This window comes from Defluviitalea phaphyphila (genome assembly GCF_001466305.1).
GTDB lineage: Bacteria > Bacillota > Clostridia > Lachnospirales > Defluviitaleaceae > Defluviitalea_A > Defluviitalea_A phaphyphila.
Genome location: NZ_JWID01000001.1, coordinates 98,269 through 119,651, shown reverse-complemented (window position 1 = coordinate 119,651; position 21,383 = coordinate 98,269). Strand labels below are relative to the sequence as shown.

Below are 21,383 nucleotides of genomic sequence, written 5' to 3'. Positions count from 1 at the left end.
ACAATCAAGTATTTATGATGTAACTGTATGTCTATATTTTAAAGGAGAGATACCATGTATTTTTTTAAAAGCAATGGTATAGTAATTTTGATTATTATATCCTACTGATAATGCTATTTCTAATATAGATAAGTTAGTATTTTTTATTAATTCTTTACTTTTTTCTATTCTTATGTAATTTACAAAGTCAGAATAAGTTATACCAGTTTCTTTTTTAAATAAATAACTCAAGTAGTGTTTATTTAATCCTAAAAATTTTGCCATGCTATGTAGTCTTAAATCCTTATCATAATTATTTTCCATATATTTTATAGCTCTTTTTATATGAAAATTACATATTCTGTCACTAACTATCATCGTTATATATACCTCCTAATTATCATATGAATAATATTTAAAATAACTTAATTTAGTTATAAAAAACTAAATATATTTAATTTTTTATATGAGATAGATGCTATACTAATTAAGGGAAAATAAATAATAATAATTATCATTTTCATATCAAATTATACTATAAATTTATTATTTTGCAACTATGGGAGTAATGAGTGTTTTAAAATTAGGAGGTTATATGAAAAATAGATATTTAATTTTTATATTAATTGCTTTGTCATCAATATCATTATTTATTGGAGTTAAGGAAGTATCTATAGTAGATTTATATCATTTAGAATTAGATAGTATAGAGATACTTTTTTTAACTAGGATTCCTAGACTTATTAGTATCATTGTAGCAGGAATAGGTATGAGTGTTAGTGGTCTTATAATGCAGCAGATAACCCAAAACAAATTTGTTTCTCCAACAACTGCAGGTACTATTAATTCTGCTAAACTTGGAATTTTAGTTTCTTTAATGTTATTTTCATCACAAAATGTTATTTTAAAAATGCTTATAGCATTTTTGTTTGCTTTATTAGGGAGTTTTTTATTTATGGGAGTTTTGAAAAAAATAAAATACAAAAACACAATAATAATACCCCTTCTTGGAATAATGATGGGAAATGTAATAGACTCTATAACAACTTTTTTTGGATATAAATATGATTTAATTCAAAACATATCGGCGTGGATGCAGGGAAATCTTTCTATGATTATAAAGGGAAGATATGAGCTTTTATACATTAGCATACCGTTGGTATTTATAGCTTTTTTATATGCTAATAAGTTTACTATAGCAGGAATGGGAGAAGAATTCTCTACTAATTTAGGTTTAAAATATAACAATATAGTAAATTTAGGGGTTACTATTGTGGCATTAATATCTTCTATAATTGTTATTACCGTAGGACAGATTCCTTTCTTAGGTCTTATAGTGCCTAATATTGTTAGTATATATAAAGGCGATAATTTGAATAAAAATATTTTATCTACATCCTTATTTGGAGCTATATTTCTTTTAATTTGTGATATTATATCCCGGGTAATAATATATCCCTATGAAGTATCTATAGGACTTACGGTAGGGGTAATAGGAAGCTTTATTTTTATTTATTTACTTATAAGGAGGAACAAATAATGAAAAATAAAAGAAAAATAGGATTCCTCTTTATTATATTAGTAATATTAATAATATTTTTCCTTGTTATAGGATTAAATAGTAAAAACTTTGAATACGCTTTATCAAGACGTATACCTGAAATAATTGGAATTATACTAACGGGAACATCTATAGCGTTTTCGTCGGTGATTTTTCAAACTATAACTAATAATCATATATTAACACCAAGTGTATTAGGTTTAGATTCTTTATATCTTTTTATTCAAACTTGTATAGTGTTTATATTTGGTTCTAATTCTTTAATAAGTGCCAATCCAATATGGAATTTTTTTATGGCTGTAGGATCTATGATTTTATTTTCCATGATATTGTTTAGATTTCTTTTTAGTAAAGAAAGCCATAATGTATTTTTTATAGTGATAGTTGGAATGGTTCTAGGAACCTTTTTTCAAAGTATTTCATCATTTATGCAATTTATAATAGATCCTAATGAGTTTTTATCAATACAAAGTAGTATGTTTGCAAGTTTTAATAATATGAATTCCAAAATTTTATGGATAGCGTTTCTAGTAGAATTATTAGTGTTAATTTATGTTTACAAGCTTTTACCAAACCTAGATGTTATCTCTCTAGGAAGGGAAAATGCAATTAATTTAGGAGTAAATTATAAAAAGGTTGTAAAAAAGATGCTTGTTGTTACAGCAATATTAGTATCTATATCTACAGCCTTAGTAGGACCTATAATATTTTTAGGGTTATTAGTAGTTAATCTTACTAGAGTATATCTAAAGACTTATAAACATTATTATTTAATTTTAGGTTCTATGTTAATTGGTAGTATTACTTTAGTTGGTGGACAATTAATTGTTTCAAGGGTAATGAATTTTGCCACCCCTATTAGTGTAATTATTAATTTTATTGGAGGAATTTATTTTATACATACCTTATTAAGGGAGGGTAAAATGTGATAGAAGCAAAAAAATTAGTAAAAAAATATGGAGATAATAAAGTTGTTAATGATGTTAGTTTTAAATTAAAAAAAGGAAAGATTACTTCTTTTATAGGACCTAATGGAGCAGGAAAGAGCACTATATTGTCTATAATAAGTAGAATTATAGGAAAAGATGAAGGAGAAGTTTTTATAGACGGTAAAGAAATAAGTTCTTGGGATACTAAGGAATTAGCTAAAAAAGTAGCTATTTTAAAACAGTCTAATCATATTAATATAAGACTTACTGTTAGAGATTTAATAAGTTTTGGACGTTTTCCTTATTCAGGGGGAAAACTTACATCTAAAGATTGGGAATTAGTAGATGAAGCCATTAGATATATGAAACTTGAAGATATACAAGATAGATATTTAGATCAATTAAGTGGAGGACAAAGGCAAAGAGCTTATATAGCTATGGTTATAGCTCAAGATACAGAATACATACTTTTAGATGAACCTCTTAATAATTTAGATATGAAACATTCAGTAGATATTATGAAGACTTTAAGAAGATTAGTTGATGAATTAGGGAAAACAGTAGCTATAGTTATTCACGACATTAATTTTGCTTCCTGCTATTCAGATTATATTGTTATTTTAAAGAATGGAAAAATTGCTAAGGAAGGGGAGGTGAAAGAAATAATAAAGAGAGAAATTTTAGAAGATATTTATGATATAGGATTTGATATATATGATATCAAAAATAATAAAATATGCGTATATTATTAATTAAAAAATTTACGAAAGAGGGAAGAAAATGAAGAAACTTACTATTTTATTATCAATAATTGTAATTTTTGCCTTAGGAGTTATGGGGTGTAGTTCTAATACTACAGAAAGTGTAGAATCTATAGAAGTAGAAACTACAGAAAATATAGAATCTAAAGATGATACATCAGCTATAGAAACTAAATCTGAATCAGAACCAGAGACAATTACTATTAATCATAAATTAGGAGAGGTAGTAGTAAATAAAAATCCTAAAAATATAGTTGTTTTTGATTATGCTACAATAGATGTTTTAGATGAGTTAGGGATTGAAGTAAAGGGATTGCCTAAATCTAATATACCAGCTTATTTAGAAAAATTTAATGATGATAAATATGTAGATGTAGGAACTTTATTTGAACCTAATTTTGAAAAAATATTTGAATTAGAACCAGAGGTTATATTTATTTCAGCAAGACAAGCAAAACTATACGAAGAATTTTCTAAAATAGCACCTACTGTATATTTAGAGCTTTCAGGAGCTGACTATATAGATATCATTACTGATAATTTTAATATTTTAGGAGAAATTTTTGATAGAGAAGATTTTATTGAACAAGAATTAGCAAAAATAAAAGAAGATATAGAAGATATAAATAATAAGGTTAAAGAAGAAGATAAAAATGCAATTGTACTTTTAGCTAATGATGGTTCAATGAGTGCCTTTGGAGAAGATTCAAGATTTGGTATGATTTATACAGAGTTTGGATTTAAACAAGTAGCTGAAAATATAGAAACTAGTACCCATGGACAAAATATTTCCTTTGAATATATATTAGAACAAAATCCAGACTATATCTTCATTGTTGATAAAACAGCTATTAGTGGTGGAAGTATAAGTACAAAGGAAATGTTTGATAATGAAATAGTTAAAAAAACTAAAGCTTATAAAAATGATAATATCATATATGTAGACCCTGAAGTTTGGTATGTATCACCAGGAGGTTTAAAAGGAACAAAAATAATGCTGGATGAAATAAAAGCTGCTATAGAAAAATAAAATAAGTATTTTTTATAAAAAGGAACTCTTTTTAGATTTGAAAAGCTAAAGAGTTCCTTTTTATAAATTATTATCTTTAACAAAAGTATTTTTATGCAATATTGATATAAAAAAATATTTTAAAATATATATTAATATTAATATATATTTAATAGTAATATATTTTTATTATATTTAGATACATACAATATGCAACTTGACAAACAAATTAGAATTATGATACAATTTTTTAAAAGCGAAATAAGTGTGTGTATGCGTAATAGATAATTATATGTAATTATAGAGTTATATATATATTATTTTATATAATTATTTTTATTTTATTGTTTCAATTATCATAAATATATATAGTTAAGGAGTGTGATTATTATAAAAACTTAATAAATAATTTAAAGCTAAAAATTTTACTAACTAAATGTTAAAAAAGGGGCTTTTAAAGGGGGATAAGAAATGAAAAAGTTTATAAGTCTTATGGTTTGCTTAAGTTTAGTAGTTTCTCTTTTCTTTAATCAAAGTTATGTAATGGCAGCAAACTATGAAACTTATGATGGTTTTAAAGTTTCAGAAGAGCCAGTATTACCGGAAAAAGAAGTTCATCCATCTTTATGGTTTACAAAAAGTGATATTCAAAAAATTAAAGAAAAGAAAAATGAAGATTCATTTACAGCTGAATTATGGGAAGAAATTTCTAACAGTCCTTATTTGACTATGGAAATACCAACAGATATTCCTAGTGCTACTGATAGTGATACGGATATACATAAGTATTATGGGAATATGTCAAGAATAGCAAAATATAATGCTTTTATGTATTTGATGACAGGGAAAAGTGAATATAGATTAAGGGCTACTGAAGCTTTAAAAAGAGCGTTTGATGGTCCTATATATGAAATGGACCCTACAGTTTCAGGAAGTGGAGTAGACGAAATTTATAGAGCTGTTTGGGCTCAAAATTTTGCAACAGCTTATGACTGGATTCAACCATACTTATCAGATGAAGATGATGAAATTATTAGAGAACGTTTAGCAAAAGAAGCTCAAGTAGTATATGAAAATTTATACACTTGGGGTCCAAGACCACATAACCATTTATCTAAACCAGCTTGGGGATTAGGTACATTAGCACTTACATTATCTGATCATCCAGATGCTTCAAAATGGTTAAATCGTGCCTTAGAAGCAGCAAATACCAATACTTTGTATTTCTTTAATAAAGATGGTCATTATAGAGAAGGTGCACATTATTATGTTTATTCATTGGTAAATTTAATTCCATTTTTATATCATTATAAAAATGTGTCTGGTGTAAATTATTTCCCAGAATATAAAAATATTTTTGAATGGGCAGTTAAAATAAGAAATGGAAGAGGATGGATGCCAAATGTAGAGGATTCATGGATAAAACCTGCTCCAACACATATGGTGGCATCTCAATATAAAGATACAGATACAGATTTACATTCTACTGCAAAATTGGCAAATATTTTACAATGGTCTTACTTTAATACAGATTTTAGACCTTGGGAACCAGATGGCTCTTACACAGGAGCATCCTATGATGATACATGGGATATAGACCAATATTTAACATATGATAGTACTATTGAACAGATTAAGCCAGATGTTTCAGGAACAGTTTTTATGAATAATAGTGGGCAAACAGTTTTTAGAAGTGATTGGAATTTTAATAATCCAAATTCTCGATATTTGCTTTTCCAAGGGGTAGCTGAAGCAGATAATCACTATCATTATGATCATTTAAGTTTTATCATCCATGCAGAAAATCAAATGATGGCAAGTGATTCTGGATATTCTAGAAATAGTTATGGAGAAGGGATAAGAACTAGCTGGTATTTAACAGCTGAAGCACATAATGTTATTACTGCTAATGGAGAGCATCCAAAAGATGTAAGCGAAAATACTACTCCTGTATCACGTTATGATATGGATACTGATTTCTTTGATTTCCAAGAAAAAGAAGCAGTTTATGATGGATTTACTTTCCCAGAAAAGAATTCTTATGATTTTAGTGGTAAACAAATTCGTGCTATTGGTTTCCCACGACAAGATTATTTTGTAGTAGCAGACCAGTTATTTAGTGATAAAGAAGTGCAATATGATTTATATTTACATGGTGGTCGTGGAGAAATGTCTGGAGAAGGTAATTATCGTCTTTGGACTTATGAAGATGATAGATATGGTCAAGAAGCAAAAATGGCAGCTTGGGTATTTCCTTCTAAAGAATCTATATTTATAGATAAAGAAGGAGAAGTAAACTATGAAGCAGGAGCATTTAATAGTTATGGATATTTAAATGCAAGACAAATAGCAAAAGATACTATGTTTATGCAAATTATAGTTCCTCTTTCTAAATATGCTGATATTCCAGAAGTAGTAGATTTAAGTACAGATGATGTAGTAGGTGGAACTGTAGTAAAAGATAATGAAAAAGATACTTTTATGCAACAATTAAACAATGCTGAAAATTCTTTGGGAGATATTACAACAGATGCTACTTTTGCATATACTAACGAAAATTCAAATAATGAGTTACAGCATTTTTCAGTAAGACAAGGAACATCATTAGATTATAAAGGCGAAAATATTTTTGTATCAAATAAACCTATAACCTTTGCATTAGATATTAGTGATGAAACTCAATATAAAGGAACAATTGCTGCTTTAAATGAAACTGTAGAATTAAGAGTTAAAAATCCAGTTGGAGTACCAACAGAATCAGTGGTAGTTAATGGTGAAAATATTGAATTTAGTGTAGAAGATGGATATACTGTTATTCAAGTAGCAGAAGGTGGAGATATAAATATTAATTTTGGAGAAGGAGTAGCTCCAGAAGTTCCAGAAGTAAATGTTAAAGTAAATGATAAGAAGGTTAAATTAACTTGGGAAGCAGTTCAAGCAGAAGAGTATGTAATTAAAAGAGGCACAGATGAATCAAATTTAGAAGAAATTGAAATTGTTAAAGAAAATGAATATATTGACTTAGATGTTGAAAATGGAAAAACTTATTTCTATAGTGTAGAAGCAAAAAATGCTTATGGAACAAGTGGAGATTCTAAGATTATAAAAGCTACACCAGAAGCTACAAAAGCTCCACAACAACCAACTAATGTAAAAATTACTTCAAGCCAAAATCAAGTAACTATTGAATGGGATGAAGTTGATAATGCTTATAAATATGAAGTAAGACAAGGTACAAATCCTTCCAACTTAAGTGTAGTAGCAACAGTTTCAGATACTAAGTATATAGCTAAAGACTTAAAAGCTGGAACAACTTACTATTTTGTAGTAACTGCTATTAACTCTAAAGGAAGTGCAAAATCTGAAGTTATAGAAGTAAAACCAATTTTAGATGTATTATCTGCTCCTGAAAATGTACAATATTCTGTTGGAGACGGTAGCGTTGTTATAACATGGGATAAGGTATCTGGAGCGGAAGGTTATACTATTAAGAGAAGTACAACAGGAAATAATTATGAAGTTATTGCTAAAAATATTAAATCTAATATTTTTACAGATTCATCCTTAGATAATGAAAAAACATATTATTATATAATAACAGCAGAAAAAGAATTTGCCCAAGGAGAAGATTCATATATTTTAGCAATTAATGGAGATGTAAATGGAGGACATATTACACACTTAGTTGAAGATGATATAGCATATATTGAAGCAGAGTATGCAACATCAGTAAATGGATTTGTTAATGCATCACAAGCAGAAGCTTCTAATGGACAATATATTACTGCAGTAAATGATGATGCTATGGTTACTTATGAAATAAATGTGCCATCTAGTGGTCGTTATAATATTCTTCTAAGAACAAAAGGAACTCAAAATCTTAATGTAGCAATTAATAACGAAACACCTATTGCATTAAGTAGTTCTAATAATGGATTTAATTGGGGAAAAGTTATAAGTGGAATTTACTTAGAAGCAGGTAAAAACACAATAATTATAAAAGCTTCTAAAGCTGCTAATATTGATAAGTTGGCAATTTCTAATGATTTAGATTATATACCAACTGGAGAAGGTAGCTTAGCAGTTAAACCAGTTATGGGAATTGGTAAACCACTTAACTTTACAGCTACTCGTGATGGAGATAAAGTTAATTTAGAATGGAATGCATTAGAAGGTGTAGAAAGTTATAATATTAAGAGAAAAGGAATAGAAGATGATAACTATAAAGTAATTGCTAGAAATGTAAAAGGCACAAGTTTTGAAGATACTAATGTATATAAGAGTTTAGGGTACTCTTATGTTGTAAGTGGTAATACAGAAATAGGAGAAACTCAAGATTCCTTAGAAGCAGTAGTTGAGCCTATGACTAATGATACTATCTTATATCCAACAGATGATACTTATGTTGAAAATAAATCTTCAACTGTAGATAGTAATTTTGCAACATCAAAACAATTGAAGTTTAAAGGAACTTCTAAAGGTAGTGACGATAGAATAGGATATTTAAAATTTGACATTAGTAATTTTAAAGGAGAGATAGATAAAGCTTATATAGAACTTGAAGGAAAAACTAGTAGTTCCTCTGAAGTATATCCACCAATTGATATATCTATACATGGTTTAACAGATGACACATGGTCAGAAACAGATTTAACATGGAATAATTCTCCAAACCATGAACCAGGTTCTGCAAAAGTTGTAGGATTAGGAGAAACTGCTACATTCCTAGGAAAAGTTACTGTAAACTTTGGAGAATATCATAAAGTTGAACTAGATATTACAGATTACATTAAAAATCATTCTGATAATAAAGATGGAATAGTAGCTTTAATGATATCTGACCAAGATCAAAATAATGCTTATGGTTGGTTCCGTTCAACTCAAGAAACAAGTGAAGACACATATCCAAAATTAATTTTAGTAGGGAAAACTGAAGAAATTGTATTACCAGATACTCCTGCAAATATTCAAATAATATCTGCTAGTAAAACTCATACAATAACTTGGGATGCAGTAGAAGATGCAGAAGAGTACATTGTAAGAAGAAGTATTAATGGATATGATTTTGATGTTATAGCTAAGACTAAAGAAACTACTTATACAGATAATGATGTAATTAATGGAATACCATATTATTATACTGTAAGTGCTGTAAGTAATGGATTAGAAAGTGATCCTACTTCAGTTATGATGGCTAAAACTAAAGTAACATTGAGTGATAAAAAAGTTTCAGATATTAAAGATCTAGAAAGTGATTTAAACAGTGAAGGTTTAGTAATCAAATGGAACAATCCAGAACAAGATATAGATGCAATATTAATTTACAGCGAAGGAGAATTAATTGATATATTAGATGGCAATGCAACAGGACATACAATACAAGGAGTTACTTATAATGATGATTATAAATTCGTCATCAAAACTGTAGATGTACAAGGAAATCAATCAGAGGGAGTAGTAGTTGAAAAAGAAATAGTAGAATCTGGAGGACCAGTACTATTAATTCCAGTAGCTGTAACAGACAGTGAAAATGACGGAAATGTTCCAGAAAATACATTAGACGGTGATCTATCAACAAGATGGTCATCAGAAAGTCCATCAGAAACAACAGCACAATGGATTCAATACGACTTAGGAGAAGTAAAAGAGATTGGATATTTAGGTATAGCTCTTTCTAAAGGAGACGTGAGAAAAACAAAACTAGAAATTCTAGTATCAGAAGACGGTAATAATTGGGTTACTGTTTACAGTGGTAAGAGCAGTGGAACTACTACAGATATGGAAGCTTATCTATTCTCACAAATAGTAAAAGGTCGTTATGTAAGAATCAATGGTTATGGTTACTATAATTTATCTGATGGATCTTATGGAAAAGGCTGGACTAGTATAACAGAAGTGCATATATATGCACCAAATCCAGCAGGACCAGTATTACTTCCAATACAATAGTAATAATAAAAAAAGGGTGTGATAATAAATCACACCCTTTTTTATAATTTTTTATTTAATTATTCAAATTGTTTCGCAGCTTCTTTTAAAGTATCAATTATTTTAATATGCTGTGGACAGTTGGATTCACAAGATTTACAAGAGATACACTCGTAAGCTTTACCCCATTTTTTTATAAGTTTAGAATAATTATTTCTAGATTTTTCAAAATTATTGTAAACTTTATATGTATTATAAATTGAAATAATTTTAGGAATATTTATACTTTGTGGACAATCTTTTACACAATATTGACATAATGTACAGGGGATAGTTTTAATTTTTAAAAGTTCTTTTTGTACTTTTTGAATAATTAATTTTTCTTCTTCATTTAATGGTTTGAAATTAGAAATAGAATTTATATTATCAATTAGTTGTTCCATATTAGACATACCACTTAATACAGTTATAATTCCATCTAATGAAGCAGCATAACGTAATGCCCAGGAAGCAATAGAAGCTTTTGGATTGGCAGATTTTAAAATATCTTGTATTTGTGGTAACATAGAAGCTAGATTACCACCTTTTACTGGTTCCATAATAATTATAGGTTTATTATGTTTACGAGCTACTTCATAACATAAACGAGATTGGATTTTTTTATCTTCCCAATCTGCGTAATTAATTTGTAGTTGTACAAATTCTGTTTCAGGATGAGATGTAAGAACTTTATCTAAATATTCTGCAGTATCATGAAATGAAAATCCAATATGTTTTATAAAGCCTTTTTTCTTCATATCTTTTATAAAATCCCATGCCTTGATTTTTTCAGCATGAATTATTCTATCACGATTAAGGGCATGTAAAAGATAAAAATCAAAATAAGAAGCTCCTGTACGTTCTAATTGTATATTAAATATTTTTTCAAGGTCTTTATAAGTTTTACATAGTAGAACAGGCATTTTGGTTGCTAATTGGAAAGACTCTCTTGGATAACGTTTTACTATAGCTTCACGAACTACTACTTCTGATTTACCATTAATATAAGGATAGGCTGTATCAAAATAAGTAAACCCTTTTTCCATAAAGTAATCTACCATAGATATAGTTTGTTCCATATCTACTTCTTCTCCAACCATTGGTAACCGCATTAATCCAAATCCAAGTTTTGGAATAGTAAATTCAATATGTGAATTAGCCATAATAAATACCTCCATAAAATATTAATAAAGGGGGAATTAATAAAAATGTAATATTATCAATAAAGTTCATATATAATTGTAATTTAAAAAGAATTATTATTCAATGATTGAGAAATATTAATTTTGTTTTTAAATTAGTTTAAAATATATATTATAATTTATTTATTAAAATAAGATTATTTTTAAAAAATTTCAAATTTAAGTTTAAAATAAGGAATAAGTATTTTTGTCATTTCTACATATAATACAGATTATATTCTAGTTAAAAATGGATACATAGATAAAGCTATTAACGTTCTTATTAAAGAAGGTTATGAAATTTTAAGATAAGATCTAATTAAATTTTTTATTTATAAATATATTGGGAGGGAAGAAATTGATAGATGTTAAGTTAAATACTTTTATAACCCTTTCGCAAGTAAAAAATTATACGAGAACTGCTGAAATTTTAAATTTAACTCAGCCAGCAGTTTCCCAACATATTAAATTTTTAGAAGAATATTATAATGCCAAACTTTTTAAAAAAAATGGGAGAGAAATAGAATTAACTGATGAAGGAAAGATATTATTTAAATATGCAAAGGAAATAAAAAACTTATATAGAACTGTTAAAACAGAAATAAAAAATAAATCAGGAGTTTTAAAAACATATAATATAGGAGCCACTATGACTATTGGAGGATATGTACTTCCAGAAATTTTGGCGAAGCATAAAAAGATATATAAAAACATTACTTTACTTTTACAAGTATATAATACTAAAGATATTATAGAAAAATTATTAAATAGAAAACTTGATTTTGCCATTGTAGAAGGACCTTTTGATAAGAAAAAATTTAATTTTAAAAAGTTTAAAGAAGAAGAATTGGTGTTAGCTGTTTCTTCAAATCATCCCTTTGCAAAACAAAAGGTTGTAGATATAGAAGATGTTATAAAAGGAAATTTAATTCTAAGAGAAAGAGGTTCTGGAACTAGAAAAATATTAGAAGACAAACTTATTAATATGGGTTATGCTTTAAAAGATATAGATAATTATATGGAAATAGGAAGTATTAGTGCTATTAAATCATTAGTTGAAAAAAATCTTGGATACACGATAATCTCAAAAGAAACAATAAAAAAGGAATTAGAAATGGGGAGTATAAAAATTGTACCTATTAGAGATTTACATATAGTTAGAGAATTTAATTTTATATATTTAAAGGATAAAAAGGAACAATTTATTGATGAATTTATAAGATTTTGTATTAAAGAAACGATATCATAAATATATACTATTTATTATAATAATTAAGGGTATTTTTAAATATATTGCATAATAAAAAGCGAATGTAAAAATAAAAAGTTTATAATTTAGTGAAATTTCATAAAAAATATTGACATGTGATATGTAAAATGATATTATTTTTATATAAGGAAATCGATTTCCAAACAGAAAGGGAAAGATGATGAAAAAGAAAGTAACAATTTATGATATAGCAAAAGAATTAAATTTATCTCCTAGTACAGTTTCCCGTGCATTAAGTAATTCTACACATAGGGTTAATCCTAAAACAAAAAAGTTGATAGAAGAAACTGCAAGAAAAATGAATTATTATCCTAATACTATTGCTAGAAGTTTAAAAACTAATAATAATTACACAATAGGAGTGATTTTACCCTCTATATCCAATCCATTTTATCCATCAATAGTTCGTGGAATGGAAGATGAAGCAATTCTTAATAATTATTCTATACATATTTGTAGCTGTGATAGAGAAGAACAAAGAACAGATAAATATTTAGAAACATTAATTGGGAATAGAGTAAGTGGAATCATTACTATTTATTTAGATAATATGCCTAAGACACTAGAAAATTTTATTCAACGTGGAGGGAAAGTATTATCTATAGGGACCAAAGGTCAACCCTATCCAGAATATCGAAATTTGGGGGTGATATGTTTTAATAAAGTCAATGAGGCTTATATATCTACAAAACATTTATTAGAACTAGGGCATCGTAAAATAGCTATGTTTTTATCACCTATTACTAATCGCATTCGTAAAGATAAACTAGAAGGATATAAAAGAGCGCTTGCAGAATATGGAATAACAGATTATAAAAAATATCTTTTTGTTAGTGAAAATGAAAATTTAACAGATTTAGATTCTGTTCCAGATTGTAATACGGGAATCAATTGTGCAAAAAAAATGTTAGCAACTAGTAAAGAAGTTACAGGGATTGTATGCATGAATGATTTAGTGGCTTTAGGAGCTATGTTAGTACTTAAAAATAATGGATATAAAGTTCCAAAAGATTATTCTATTATAGGTTTTGATGATACATTTTTTTCTAATTTAATTGACCCTAAAATTACAACTCTTAAGATTAATAAATATGAATTAGGGAAAAAAACTGTACAATTATTATTAAAAATGATAGAAAATGATACAACTAAAATTTTCGAAGATTATTCAAAAAATGTGAATTTGATTATTAGAGAGAGTACGGATATCCCTAGACAAAATTAATATATATTTTTGCATTTTAGGAAATCGATGTCCTAAATTAATAAAAATAATCTAGATGATTAATACAGTATTTATTGATAATCCGAAAAATATAGATTTTATAAATTAAAATGAAAAATTAACGTAATGTTTTATAGAATAACTTCAAATTTAGTTTTAAAAATATCAAAAGTTTCTTTCATTTAAGTTTACAAAACGAAAAAATGAGGAAGGAGTATTAAAATGAAAAAGACTATCTTTACTTTGTTTTTGATTTCAGCATTGATACTAATGTTATTTACAGGGTGTAATAATAAGGAAGAAACTACTGCAAATTCAACAGAAAGTAATATTGAAACACAATCTCAAGAACAATCTCAAGACCAGTCTTTACAACAAGAAACTATTGTGTTAAAACTTGCAGATAATCAACCTCTTGAAAGTCCATTAGCACAAGCAGGACAAAAACTTAGTGAACTTGTGGAAGAAAAAACTAATGGGGCTGTTAGGATAGAAGTTTATCCTAATGCTCAATTAGGAGAAGAAGCAGAAACTACTGAACAAGTAAAAGCTGGAGTATTAGATTTAGCAAGGGTAAATGTAATACAATTAACACAATATTTAAAAGAATATGAAGTATTCACACTTCCTTATATGTTTTCTAGTGATGAGCATAGATGGAGTGTAACAGATGGAGAAATTGGACAATCCATTAATAAAAAATTAGCTGAAGAAACAGGTATTAATGTTTTAGCTTTTCTTGATTCTGGTTGGAGATGTTTTTATACGAAAGAAAAAGCTACTTCTTTAGCAGATTTAAAAGGAATGAAAATTAGAGTTATGGATTCAGCAGCTAATGTTAATATGATTAAATATTTAGGAGCAACTCCTACTCCAATGCCATATTCAGATGTTTTTACAGCTCTTCAAACAGGAGTAATAGATGGAGCAGAAAATGATTATGTTAGTTATAAAACATCAGGACATTTTGAAGTTGCAAAATACTATATGGTAGATAGACATACTGCAGGATTTGGAGTTTTTATAACTAGCGATGCTATAAAAGAAAAATTAACTGAAGAACAGTATGAGATTCTTCAAGAATGCGCTAAAGAGGCTGCTGAATGGCAAAGAGAAGCTATGGTTAAAGAACAAGAAGAATGTAAGGCAGATGTAATAGAAGCTGGTTCAACTATTACAGAAGTCGATATGACAGAATTTCAAGAAGCAGTTGCTCCAATGTATGATGAATATGAAGATTTAAAACCAATAATAGAAGAAATTAAAGCAATGCAATAATTTTAAGTTAGTAAGGTTTATCCAGTAATTTCTAATTATTGGATAAACCTTTATAATTAAATGAAAGAAGGTGTATTATGGACTACATTGATAAAATTATTTCAAAATGTATTGACTTGTTTAGAAATTTTTGTTCTGTTTTGTTAGGAATTATGTTAATTATTACATCTCTACATGTATTTTTTAGATATGTTATGAATAGTCCTTTAATTTGGTCAGAAGAAACCTCTTTATTATTATTAATATGGTTTGGTTTCTTTTCTATTTCAAATGAATTATATTATGAAAATCATATAGCTATTGTTATGTTTTATGATAAGTTCCCTAAAAAAGTGAAACAAATTTTAGATATAATAAGACATCTTATAATTACTATATATTCTGTAATTATGACTAAATATTTATTTGTGATAACCATGTCTATTGGTAAAAATAAATTACCGGTTAGTGGTATTCCTAAAATATTTATGTATATTCCAGTAATTTTAGCAGCTATAATGATGTGTTTATATAGTATTGTATTATTTATTAATTCGATAATAAATATTATTCGTAATAATAGGAGGGAAGAATTGTGGGATCAGAAACTATAGGAGTTATCATGTTATTTGGAATTTTAGCACTCTTAATGTTTATAAGAATACCTATTGCATTTTCATTAGGGATTTCAAGTCTGATCACAGCACTTTTTTTAAAGATAGATTTATTTCTTTTATTTCAGAAAATGGTTACTTCTTTATATAATTTTGGATTTCTAGCAGTTCCTTTTTTTATAATATCTGCTGCTATTATGACTGAAGGGGGTATTAGTGATAAGTTAATGAAATTTGCCAATGTATTGGTAGGAAGAATCAGAGGCGGAACAGCTATGGTGAACATAGTAGTAAGTATGTTATTTGGTGGAATTTCTGGTTCTTCAGTTGCAGATGTATCATCCATTGGTGCATTATTAATTCCAGCTATGGAAAAAGAAGGGTATGACAAAGATTATAGCGTAGCTGTAACAGTAACCTCATCTATCCAGGGTATTATTATACCACCAAGTCAAAATATGATTTATTATGCAATTGCTGCAGGAGGATTATCTATCAGTGAATTGTTTATGGCTGGATATATTCCAGGAGTTTTACTTGGGATTGTACTTATGATAGTAGCTTATTTTGTAGCAGTAAAAAGGAATTATCCAGTAGGAGATAGATATTCTATGGGAGAAGCTATAAGAGCTACAGTTGATTCAATTTTAGGATTAATAACTATTGTTATTATTATAGGTGGTATTGTAGGTGGAGTATTTACTCCTACAGAATCAGCTGGAATTGCAGCAATATATGGTCTTATTATTACTACTTTTGTTTATAGAACAATGACATTTAAAAAATTAAAAAAAGTATTTGTATCTTCTCTTAGTTCATTAGCAACAATTATGGCGGTTATTTCTATGTCTTCTATGTTTGGATATATATTAGCATATTTGAAAGTTCCTGCAATGATTTCTGAAGGAATGTTAAGTATAACAGATAATCCTATATTAATAATGTTAATGATTAATATTATACTTTTAATAGCAGGAATGTTTATGGATATGAGTGTACTTATTTTTATGCTAACTCCAATACTATTGCCCGTTGCGACTCAAATAGGTTATAGTCCTATACATTTTGGAGTTATTATGATATTAAACTTAGGAATTGGATTATGTACTCCACCAGTAGGAAATTCCTTGTTTGTAGGATGTGCAATCGCAAAACTTCCAATAGAAAAATCAATAAAAGCATTTTTACCATTTTATTTAGCTATATTGTTATTATTAACTATTATTATAGCATTTCCACAATTATGTTTATGGCTTCCATCTAAAATATTATAATAAATTTTAAATAATATCAATTTTAATAAGAGTATACTATAATATATTAACTACTTTTTAAACAAATCAGAGGAGGTCTGCTAATTCAATGCAAAAAGAAGACTTATATGAACCCTTGTTTTCAAAAGGAGAACGAGTTTGGCGTACGTATGTTGGTGGTAAAAAAATAGATGAAATGATGGGAAAAGAAAATATTGAGGATAATCATTTTCCAGAATTATGGATCCTCTCAACTGTACAAGCTAATAACAGTCAAAGGGAAGGTATAATTGAAGGAATTTGTAAAATACAATTAAATAATGAAGAAGTCAGTTTACTAGATTTAATTAAAACATATCCTGAAGAAATGCTAGGGAAAGAACATAGTAAAAAGTTAAAAGGAGAAATGGGGGTCTTAGTAAAAATTATAGATTCTAAAGAGAGATTGACTATACAAGTACATCCCACAAAAGAAAAGGCAAGGCAATATTTTAATTCTGATTATGGAAAAACAGAGTGTTGGCATATATTAGATACAAGAGAAGATGAAGAAGAAGAACCTTGTGTGTATATGGGATTTAAAGAACATGTTACAAAAGAAGAATTTATAAAATGTTTTGAAGAACAAGATTTAGAAAAAATGTTATCCTTTTTACATAAAATAAAGGTAAAAAAAGGCGAAACTTATATTATTCCTGGAGGATTACCCCATGCTATAGGTCCAGGATGTACTTTAATTGAAATTCAGGAACCTACAGATTATACATTAAGAGTTGAAAAAACTACACCGGCAGGTTACAAAATAGATGATTTATCTTGTCATCAAGGCATAGGCTTTGAAAAAATGTTTGATTGTTTTAATTATGATGGGAAAAGTTTAAAAGAGATAATTGATTCATATAAAATACCTGAAAGAAAAAAGAAAATTAATGATAATGAATTAATTACTCTTATAGACTATGAAAATACAGAATGTTTTAAAATGGAAAAAATAGTAGTTAATTCTCAAATTGACTTAAAAGGAGAAAATGAATTTTATGGTATCTATATACTATCTGGTTTTGGAAAATTGATTTCAATTAATGGAGAGAGATATATAAATGCAACTGATCAATATTTTATACCCTCTGTATGTAAAGAATTTACCATTAAAGCAAAAGACAAACCAATAGAATTAATTAAATTTTATGGTCCAAAGATAAAATAAAAATTAGTTTTTTCATTTGTAGATGGAACGGGGTTATTATATAAAAATATAAATATAAAATTTTTATTTATGAATTATTTTATGATACGAGGGTAGCTTAACCTTACAGATAAATAGTTTTTCTATTTACTGTAAGGTTTTATTTTATAAAATTATAAATGGCATTTGACAATAACATAAAACAATCATATAATATAAATAGCATATGCTAATAACTAAAAAAGAGGTGTTAAAGGTGTCTAATTGTGATAATTGTCCTACAAAAGATAATTGTACAACACAAGGAGAATGTATGATAGAAAATAGTCCATACAATTCTGTAAAGAAAATAATTGGAGTAATGAGTGGGAAAGGAGGGGTAGGAAAATCAACGGTATCGGCTCTTATTGCAGAGGAGTTAAGTAAAAAAGGATATAAGGTAGGAATTATGGATGCGGATATTACAGGCCCTAGTATACCAAGACTTTTAAAGGTAAAAGATAAAAAAGCAAAACCACATGAACTAGGGATTTTGCCAGTTACTACTGATACTGGAATTAAAGTTATGTCTCTTAATTTACTTATGGAAGATGAACAACAGCCTGTTATATGGAGAGGACCTCTAATAGCAGGAATGGTAAAACAATTTTGGACTGATGTTTTATGGGAAGACCTTGATTATTTAATTATTGATATGCCACCAGGAACAGGAGATGTTGCACTTACTGTTATGCAATCTATTCCTATTAATGGAATAGTTATGGTATCAGTTCCTCAAGATTTAGTATCTATGATAGTAGCAAAAGCAGTAAATATGGTTAAAAAAATGAATATACAAGTTATTGGAGTAGTTGAAAATATGAGTTATATTTTATGCCCAGATTGTAATAAAAAAATTAGAATATTTGATAGCAAAAATACAAAGGAATTTTTAGAAGGATTAGATTTAAAACTTCTTGGAGAATTACCTATGTGTCAAGATATAGCGAATATAGCTATGGAAGATAAAAGTAAAAGTACGGAGGATATAGATGATACTATAAAAAGTATTACTGAAAAGATAATAACTTCAGTGAATAAAAAATAAAGGGGAGATGTTTTATGAAAATAGCAGTTTCTTCTATAGGAAAAAATTTAGATGATATGGTTGATATAAGATTTGGAAGATGTAATTATTTTATAATTTATGATACAGATAAAGGGTTTATAAAAGCCATTGCAAATAGAGGACAAGTATCAGGAGGAGGAGCAGGAATAGCTGCAGCTCAGCAAATTATTGATGAAGATGTAGACGCTGTAATTACAGGAAATATGGGGCCTAATAGTTTTAATCTTTTTAAAACTTCTGATATAAAAGTTTATTCTTGTGGAAGCATGAAGGTTGAGAGGGCTATAGAATTATTAAAAGAACAAAAATTGGAAGAGATATCGCAAGCAGGCCCTGCTCACGCAGGAATGGGAGCAAGAAGGGGTTTTAGAGGAGGAAGATAAATTGAACATAGCTATATTAAGTGGCAAAGGAGGTACAGGAAAGACTACTATATCCACTAATCTTGCAGTTATGGCAGGAGGGAATTATATAGACTGCGATGTGGAAGAACCTAATGGATTTATATTCTTAAATCCTTCAGATTTAAAAAAAGAAGAAGTAAAAGTAGATTATCCAGTTATTAATGATAATAATTGTACTTTGTGCGGAGATTGTGCTAAAGTATGTCAGTTTAATGCTCTAGTAAGAACTAAGAAAAATATTATTCTATTTGATAAACTTTGCCACAGCTGTCATGCTTGTAAGATAGTTTGTAAATATGAAGCTATAAGTTTTAAAAAGAGAGAAATTGGGATAATAGAAGAAGGTAAATACAATAATATAATTTGTAAAAGAGGGATATTAAATATAGGAGAACCTATGGCAGTACCAGTAATAAAAGATGTATTAAAAGACCTTCCTAATGGTATAAATTTTATAGATTGTGCTCCAGGTACTTCTTGTAATGTGGTAAATTCTCTTTCATATGCAGATGGAGCGATACTTGTAACCGAACCCTCTGCTTTTGGATTACATGATTTAAATATGGCAGTAAATTTGGTGAGAAATTTTCATATACCTTTTGGAGTTATTATTAATAAATATAATCCTAAAGATAATAGAATTCAAAAATATTGTCAAAAAGAAAATATAAAAATATTAGGAACTATAAATTATAGTAGAAAAGTGGCAGAAACATATTCTTCTGGGAAAATGATTATAGAAATAGAAGAATATAAAAAAGCATTTAAAGAAATAGTTAAGAATTTAAAGGAGGTGTTCCCTTGGAACTAACAGTAATAAGTGGAAAGGGTGGCACCGGTAAAACTACAATAGCATTATCATTATCTGAGCTGGCTAAAGATGTGGCTAAGGCAGATTGTGATGTGGATGCTCCTAATCTATATCTTTTTCATAAAGGAATAGATATAAAAAAAGAAGTTTTTTATGGAGAAAAAAAAGCAGTTATTAATAAAGAAATTTGTAACGGATGTAAGACTTGTGAAAATATATGTCGATTTGATGCTATAGAAAATGGCATAATAAATTCTTTTAAATGTGAAGGATGTGGAGCTTGTGTTTTAGTTTGTCCTCAAAATGCCATTACTTTAGAAGATTATAAAACTGCTAATACTTATATAACAAAAACTAAAAAAGGTGTTATTTCAAGAGCTGATATGGAGATAGGTGCTGAAGGCTCAGGGAAATTAATTACTAAACTTCGTCAAAATATAAGAGAGGTTACAGAGGATAATACCCTTATTATTATAGATGGTTCTCCAGGTATTGGATGCCCTGTAATTTCATCTATTACAGGTAGCGATGCTGTACTTATTGTTACAGAACCAACTCAGTCAGGAATGGAAGATTTTATAAGGGTAATGGAACTTTGTAATCATTTTGGAATTCTTACATTAGTATGTATAAACAAATATGATATAAACAAAGTAATGTCGGAAAATATTGAAAAATTCTGTGAAGAAAATCATGTGCATTTGGTAGGTAAAATTCCTTATGATGATACAGTTATAAAGTCAATTAATGAATTAAAACCTATTATTTATTATGAAAATAGTATGGCTAATAAAGCTATAAGAAGTATGTGGGAAAATATTAAAGAACATATAAATCAAATAAAAAATAATTTTTAAGAAGGAGGAAT

The 21,383-nt window shown here is 27.7% G+C and carries 18 protein-coding genes; 16 read left to right on the top strand and 2 right to left on the bottom strand.

Going from position 1 to position 21,383, the window contains the following annotated elements:
• Nucleotides 1-12 precede the first annotated feature (12 nt).
• The gene (locus tag OM90_RS00505) at nucleotides 13-357 is read right to left on the bottom strand and encodes a helix-turn-helix transcriptional regulator (protein ID WP_058484922.1); all 345 of its coding nucleotides are present in this window, start codon (nucleotides 355-357) and stop codon (nucleotides 13-15) included.
• A 217-nt stretch (nucleotides 358-574) separates the two neighbouring features.
• Here OM90_RS00505 and OM90_RS00500 point away from each other — a divergent pair, with 217 nt between their 5' ends.
• From OM90_RS00500 to OM90_RS00480, 5 genes are all read left to right on the top strand, one after another.
• A complete protein-coding gene (locus tag OM90_RS00500) occupies nucleotides 575-1,519 on the top strand; it encodes an ABC transporter permease (protein ID WP_058484921.1) in 945 nt (314 codons plus the stop codon).
• Nucleotides 1,519-2,469, top strand: coding sequence for an iron chelate uptake ABC transporter family permease subunit (locus tag OM90_RS00495; RefSeq protein WP_058484920.1), 951 nt, complete (start codon nucleotides 1,519-1,521; stop codon nucleotides 2,467-2,469). The genes OM90_RS00500 and OM90_RS00495 overlap by 1 nt, the downstream gene beginning before the upstream one ends.
• On the top strand, nucleotides 2,469-3,221 hold the full coding sequence (locus tag OM90_RS00490; protein ID WP_334292075.1) for an iron ABC transporter ATP-binding protein: 753 nt from the start codon (nucleotides 2,469-2,471) through the stop codon (nucleotides 3,219-3,221). The genes OM90_RS00495 and OM90_RS00490 overlap by 1 nt, the downstream gene beginning before the upstream one ends.
• 28 nt (nucleotides 3,222-3,249) lie before the next feature.
• Nucleotides 3,250-4,260, top strand: a complete 1,011-nt coding sequence (locus OM90_RS00485) for a siderophore ABC transporter substrate-binding protein (protein WP_058484918.1) — start codon at nucleotides 3,250-3,252, stop codon at nucleotides 4,258-4,260.
• 450 nt (nucleotides 4,261-4,710) lie between these two features.
• Nucleotides 4,711-10,188 carry a CBM96 family carbohydrate-binding protein gene (locus tag OM90_RS00480; protein ID WP_058484917.1) on the top strand — a complete coding sequence of 1,826 codons (5,478 nt, stop codon included), beginning with the start codon at nucleotides 4,711-4,713 and terminating at the stop codon, nucleotides 10,186-10,188.
• Nucleotides 10,189-10,247: 59 nt separating this feature from the next.
• Here the strand turns inward: OM90_RS00480 and OM90_RS00475 are convergent, their stop codons facing one another.
• Nucleotides 10,248-11,369: an aldo/keto reductase gene (locus OM90_RS00475; RefSeq protein ID WP_058484916.1), complete on the bottom strand. Its 1,122-nt coding sequence runs from the start codon at nucleotides 11,367-11,369 to the stop codon at nucleotides 10,248-10,250.
• Between the two features lie 216 nt (nucleotides 11,370-11,585).
• On the opposite strand from OM90_RS00475, the gene OM90_RS13430 reads away from it, so the two are divergent.
• The 11 genes from OM90_RS13430 (at nucleotide 11,586) to OM90_RS00425 (ending at nucleotide 21,372) form a co-directional block, all read left to right on the top strand.
• Entirely contained in the window at nucleotides 11,586-11,699 is a 114-nt protein-coding gene (locus tag OM90_RS13430; RefSeq protein WP_144428515.1) for an ACT domain-containing protein, read from the top strand.
• Between the two features lie 46 nt (nucleotides 11,700-11,745).
• The gene (locus OM90_RS00470; protein ID WP_058484915.1) at nucleotides 11,746-12,636 is read left to right on the top strand and encodes a LysR family transcriptional regulator; all 891 of its coding nucleotides are present in this window, start codon (nucleotides 11,746-11,748) and stop codon (nucleotides 12,634-12,636) included.
• A 181-nt stretch (nucleotides 12,637-12,817) separates the two neighbouring features.
• The gene (locus tag OM90_RS00465; protein WP_058484914.1) at nucleotides 12,818-13,882 is read left to right on the top strand and encodes a LacI family DNA-binding transcriptional regulator; all 1,065 of its coding nucleotides are present in this window, start codon (nucleotides 12,818-12,820) and stop codon (nucleotides 13,880-13,882) included.
• Nucleotides 13,883-14,104: 222 nt separating this feature from the next.
• Nucleotides 14,105-15,160, top strand: coding sequence for a TRAP transporter substrate-binding protein (locus OM90_RS00460; protein WP_058484913.1), 1,056 nt, complete (start codon nucleotides 14,105-14,107; stop codon nucleotides 15,158-15,160).
• A gap of 77 nt (nucleotides 15,161-15,237) precedes the next feature.
• Entirely contained in the window at nucleotides 15,238-15,753 is a 516-nt protein-coding gene (locus OM90_RS12545) for a TRAP transporter small permease (RefSeq protein ID WP_058484912.1), read from the top strand.
• On the top strand, nucleotides 15,735-17,027 hold the full coding sequence (locus OM90_RS00450) for a TRAP transporter large permease (RefSeq protein ID WP_242860832.1): 1,293 nt from the start codon (nucleotides 15,735-15,737) through the stop codon (nucleotides 17,025-17,027). The genes OM90_RS12545 and OM90_RS00450 overlap by 19 nt, the downstream gene beginning before the upstream one ends.
• Nucleotides 17,028-17,115: 88 nt before the next feature.
• Nucleotides 17,116-18,213, top strand: coding sequence for a type I phosphomannose isomerase catalytic subunit (locus OM90_RS00445; RefSeq protein WP_058484911.1), 1,098 nt, complete (start codon nucleotides 17,116-17,118; stop codon nucleotides 18,211-18,213).
• Nucleotides 18,214-18,448: 235 nt separating this feature from the next.
• On the top strand, nucleotides 18,449-19,279 hold the full coding sequence (locus OM90_RS00440; protein ID WP_058484910.1) for an Mrp/NBP35 family ATP-binding protein: 831 nt from the start codon (nucleotides 18,449-18,451) through the stop codon (nucleotides 19,277-19,279).
• A gap of 14 nt (nucleotides 19,280-19,293) precedes the next feature.
• The gene (locus OM90_RS00435) at nucleotides 19,294-19,683 is read left to right on the top strand and encodes a NifB/NifX family molybdenum-iron cluster-binding protein (RefSeq protein ID WP_058484909.1); all 390 of its coding nucleotides are present in this window, start codon (nucleotides 19,294-19,296) and stop codon (nucleotides 19,681-19,683) included.
• Between the two features lies 1 nt (nucleotide 19,684).
• Entirely contained in the window at nucleotides 19,685-20,515 is an 831-nt protein-coding gene (locus OM90_RS00430) for a nucleotide-binding protein (RefSeq protein WP_058484908.1), read from the top strand.
• Entirely contained in the window at nucleotides 20,506-21,372 is an 867-nt protein-coding gene (locus OM90_RS00425; protein WP_058484907.1) for an ATP-binding protein, read from the top strand. The genes OM90_RS00430 and OM90_RS00425 overlap by 10 nt, the downstream gene beginning before the upstream one ends.
• The last annotated feature ends 11 nt before the right edge of the window (nucleotides 21,373-21,383 follow it).

Coding starts and splice junctions, on each gene's coding strand:
- OM90_RS00480 (WP_058484917.1), top strand. CDS start 4,711: ATGAAAAAGTTTATAAGTCTTATGGTTTGCTTAAGTTTAGTAGTTTCT.
- OM90_RS00475 (WP_058484916.1), bottom strand. CDS start 11,369: ATGGCTAATTCACATATTGAATTTACTATTCCAAAACTTGGATTTGGA.
- OM90_RS00435 (WP_058484909.1), top strand. CDS start 19,294: ATGAAAATAGCAGTTTCTTCTATAGGAAAAAATTTAGATGATATGGTT.
- OM90_RS00485 (WP_058484918.1), top strand. CDS start 3,250: ATGAAGAAACTTACTATTTTATTATCAATAATTGTAATTTTTGCCTTA.
- OM90_RS12545 (WP_058484912.1), top strand. CDS start 15,238: ATGGACTACATTGATAAAATTATTTCAAAATGTATTGACTTGTTTAGA.
- OM90_RS00505 (WP_058484922.1), bottom strand. CDS start 357: ATGATAGTTAGTGACAGAATATGTAATTTTCATATAAAAAGAGCTATA.
- OM90_RS00500 (WP_058484921.1), top strand. CDS start 575: ATGAAAAATAGATATTTAATTTTTATATTAATTGCTTTGTCATCAATA.
- OM90_RS00465 (WP_058484914.1), top strand. CDS start 12,818: ATGAAAAAGAAAGTAACAATTTATGATATAGCAAAAGAATTAAATTTA.
- OM90_RS00460 (WP_058484913.1), top strand. CDS start 14,105: ATGAAAAAGACTATCTTTACTTTGTTTTTGATTTCAGCATTGATACTA.
- OM90_RS00445 (WP_058484911.1), top strand. CDS start 17,116: ATGCAAAAAGAAGACTTATATGAACCCTTGTTTTCAAAAGGAGAACGA.
- OM90_RS00495 (WP_058484920.1), top strand. CDS start 1,519: ATGAAAAATAAAAGAAAAATAGGATTCCTCTTTATTATATTAGTAATA.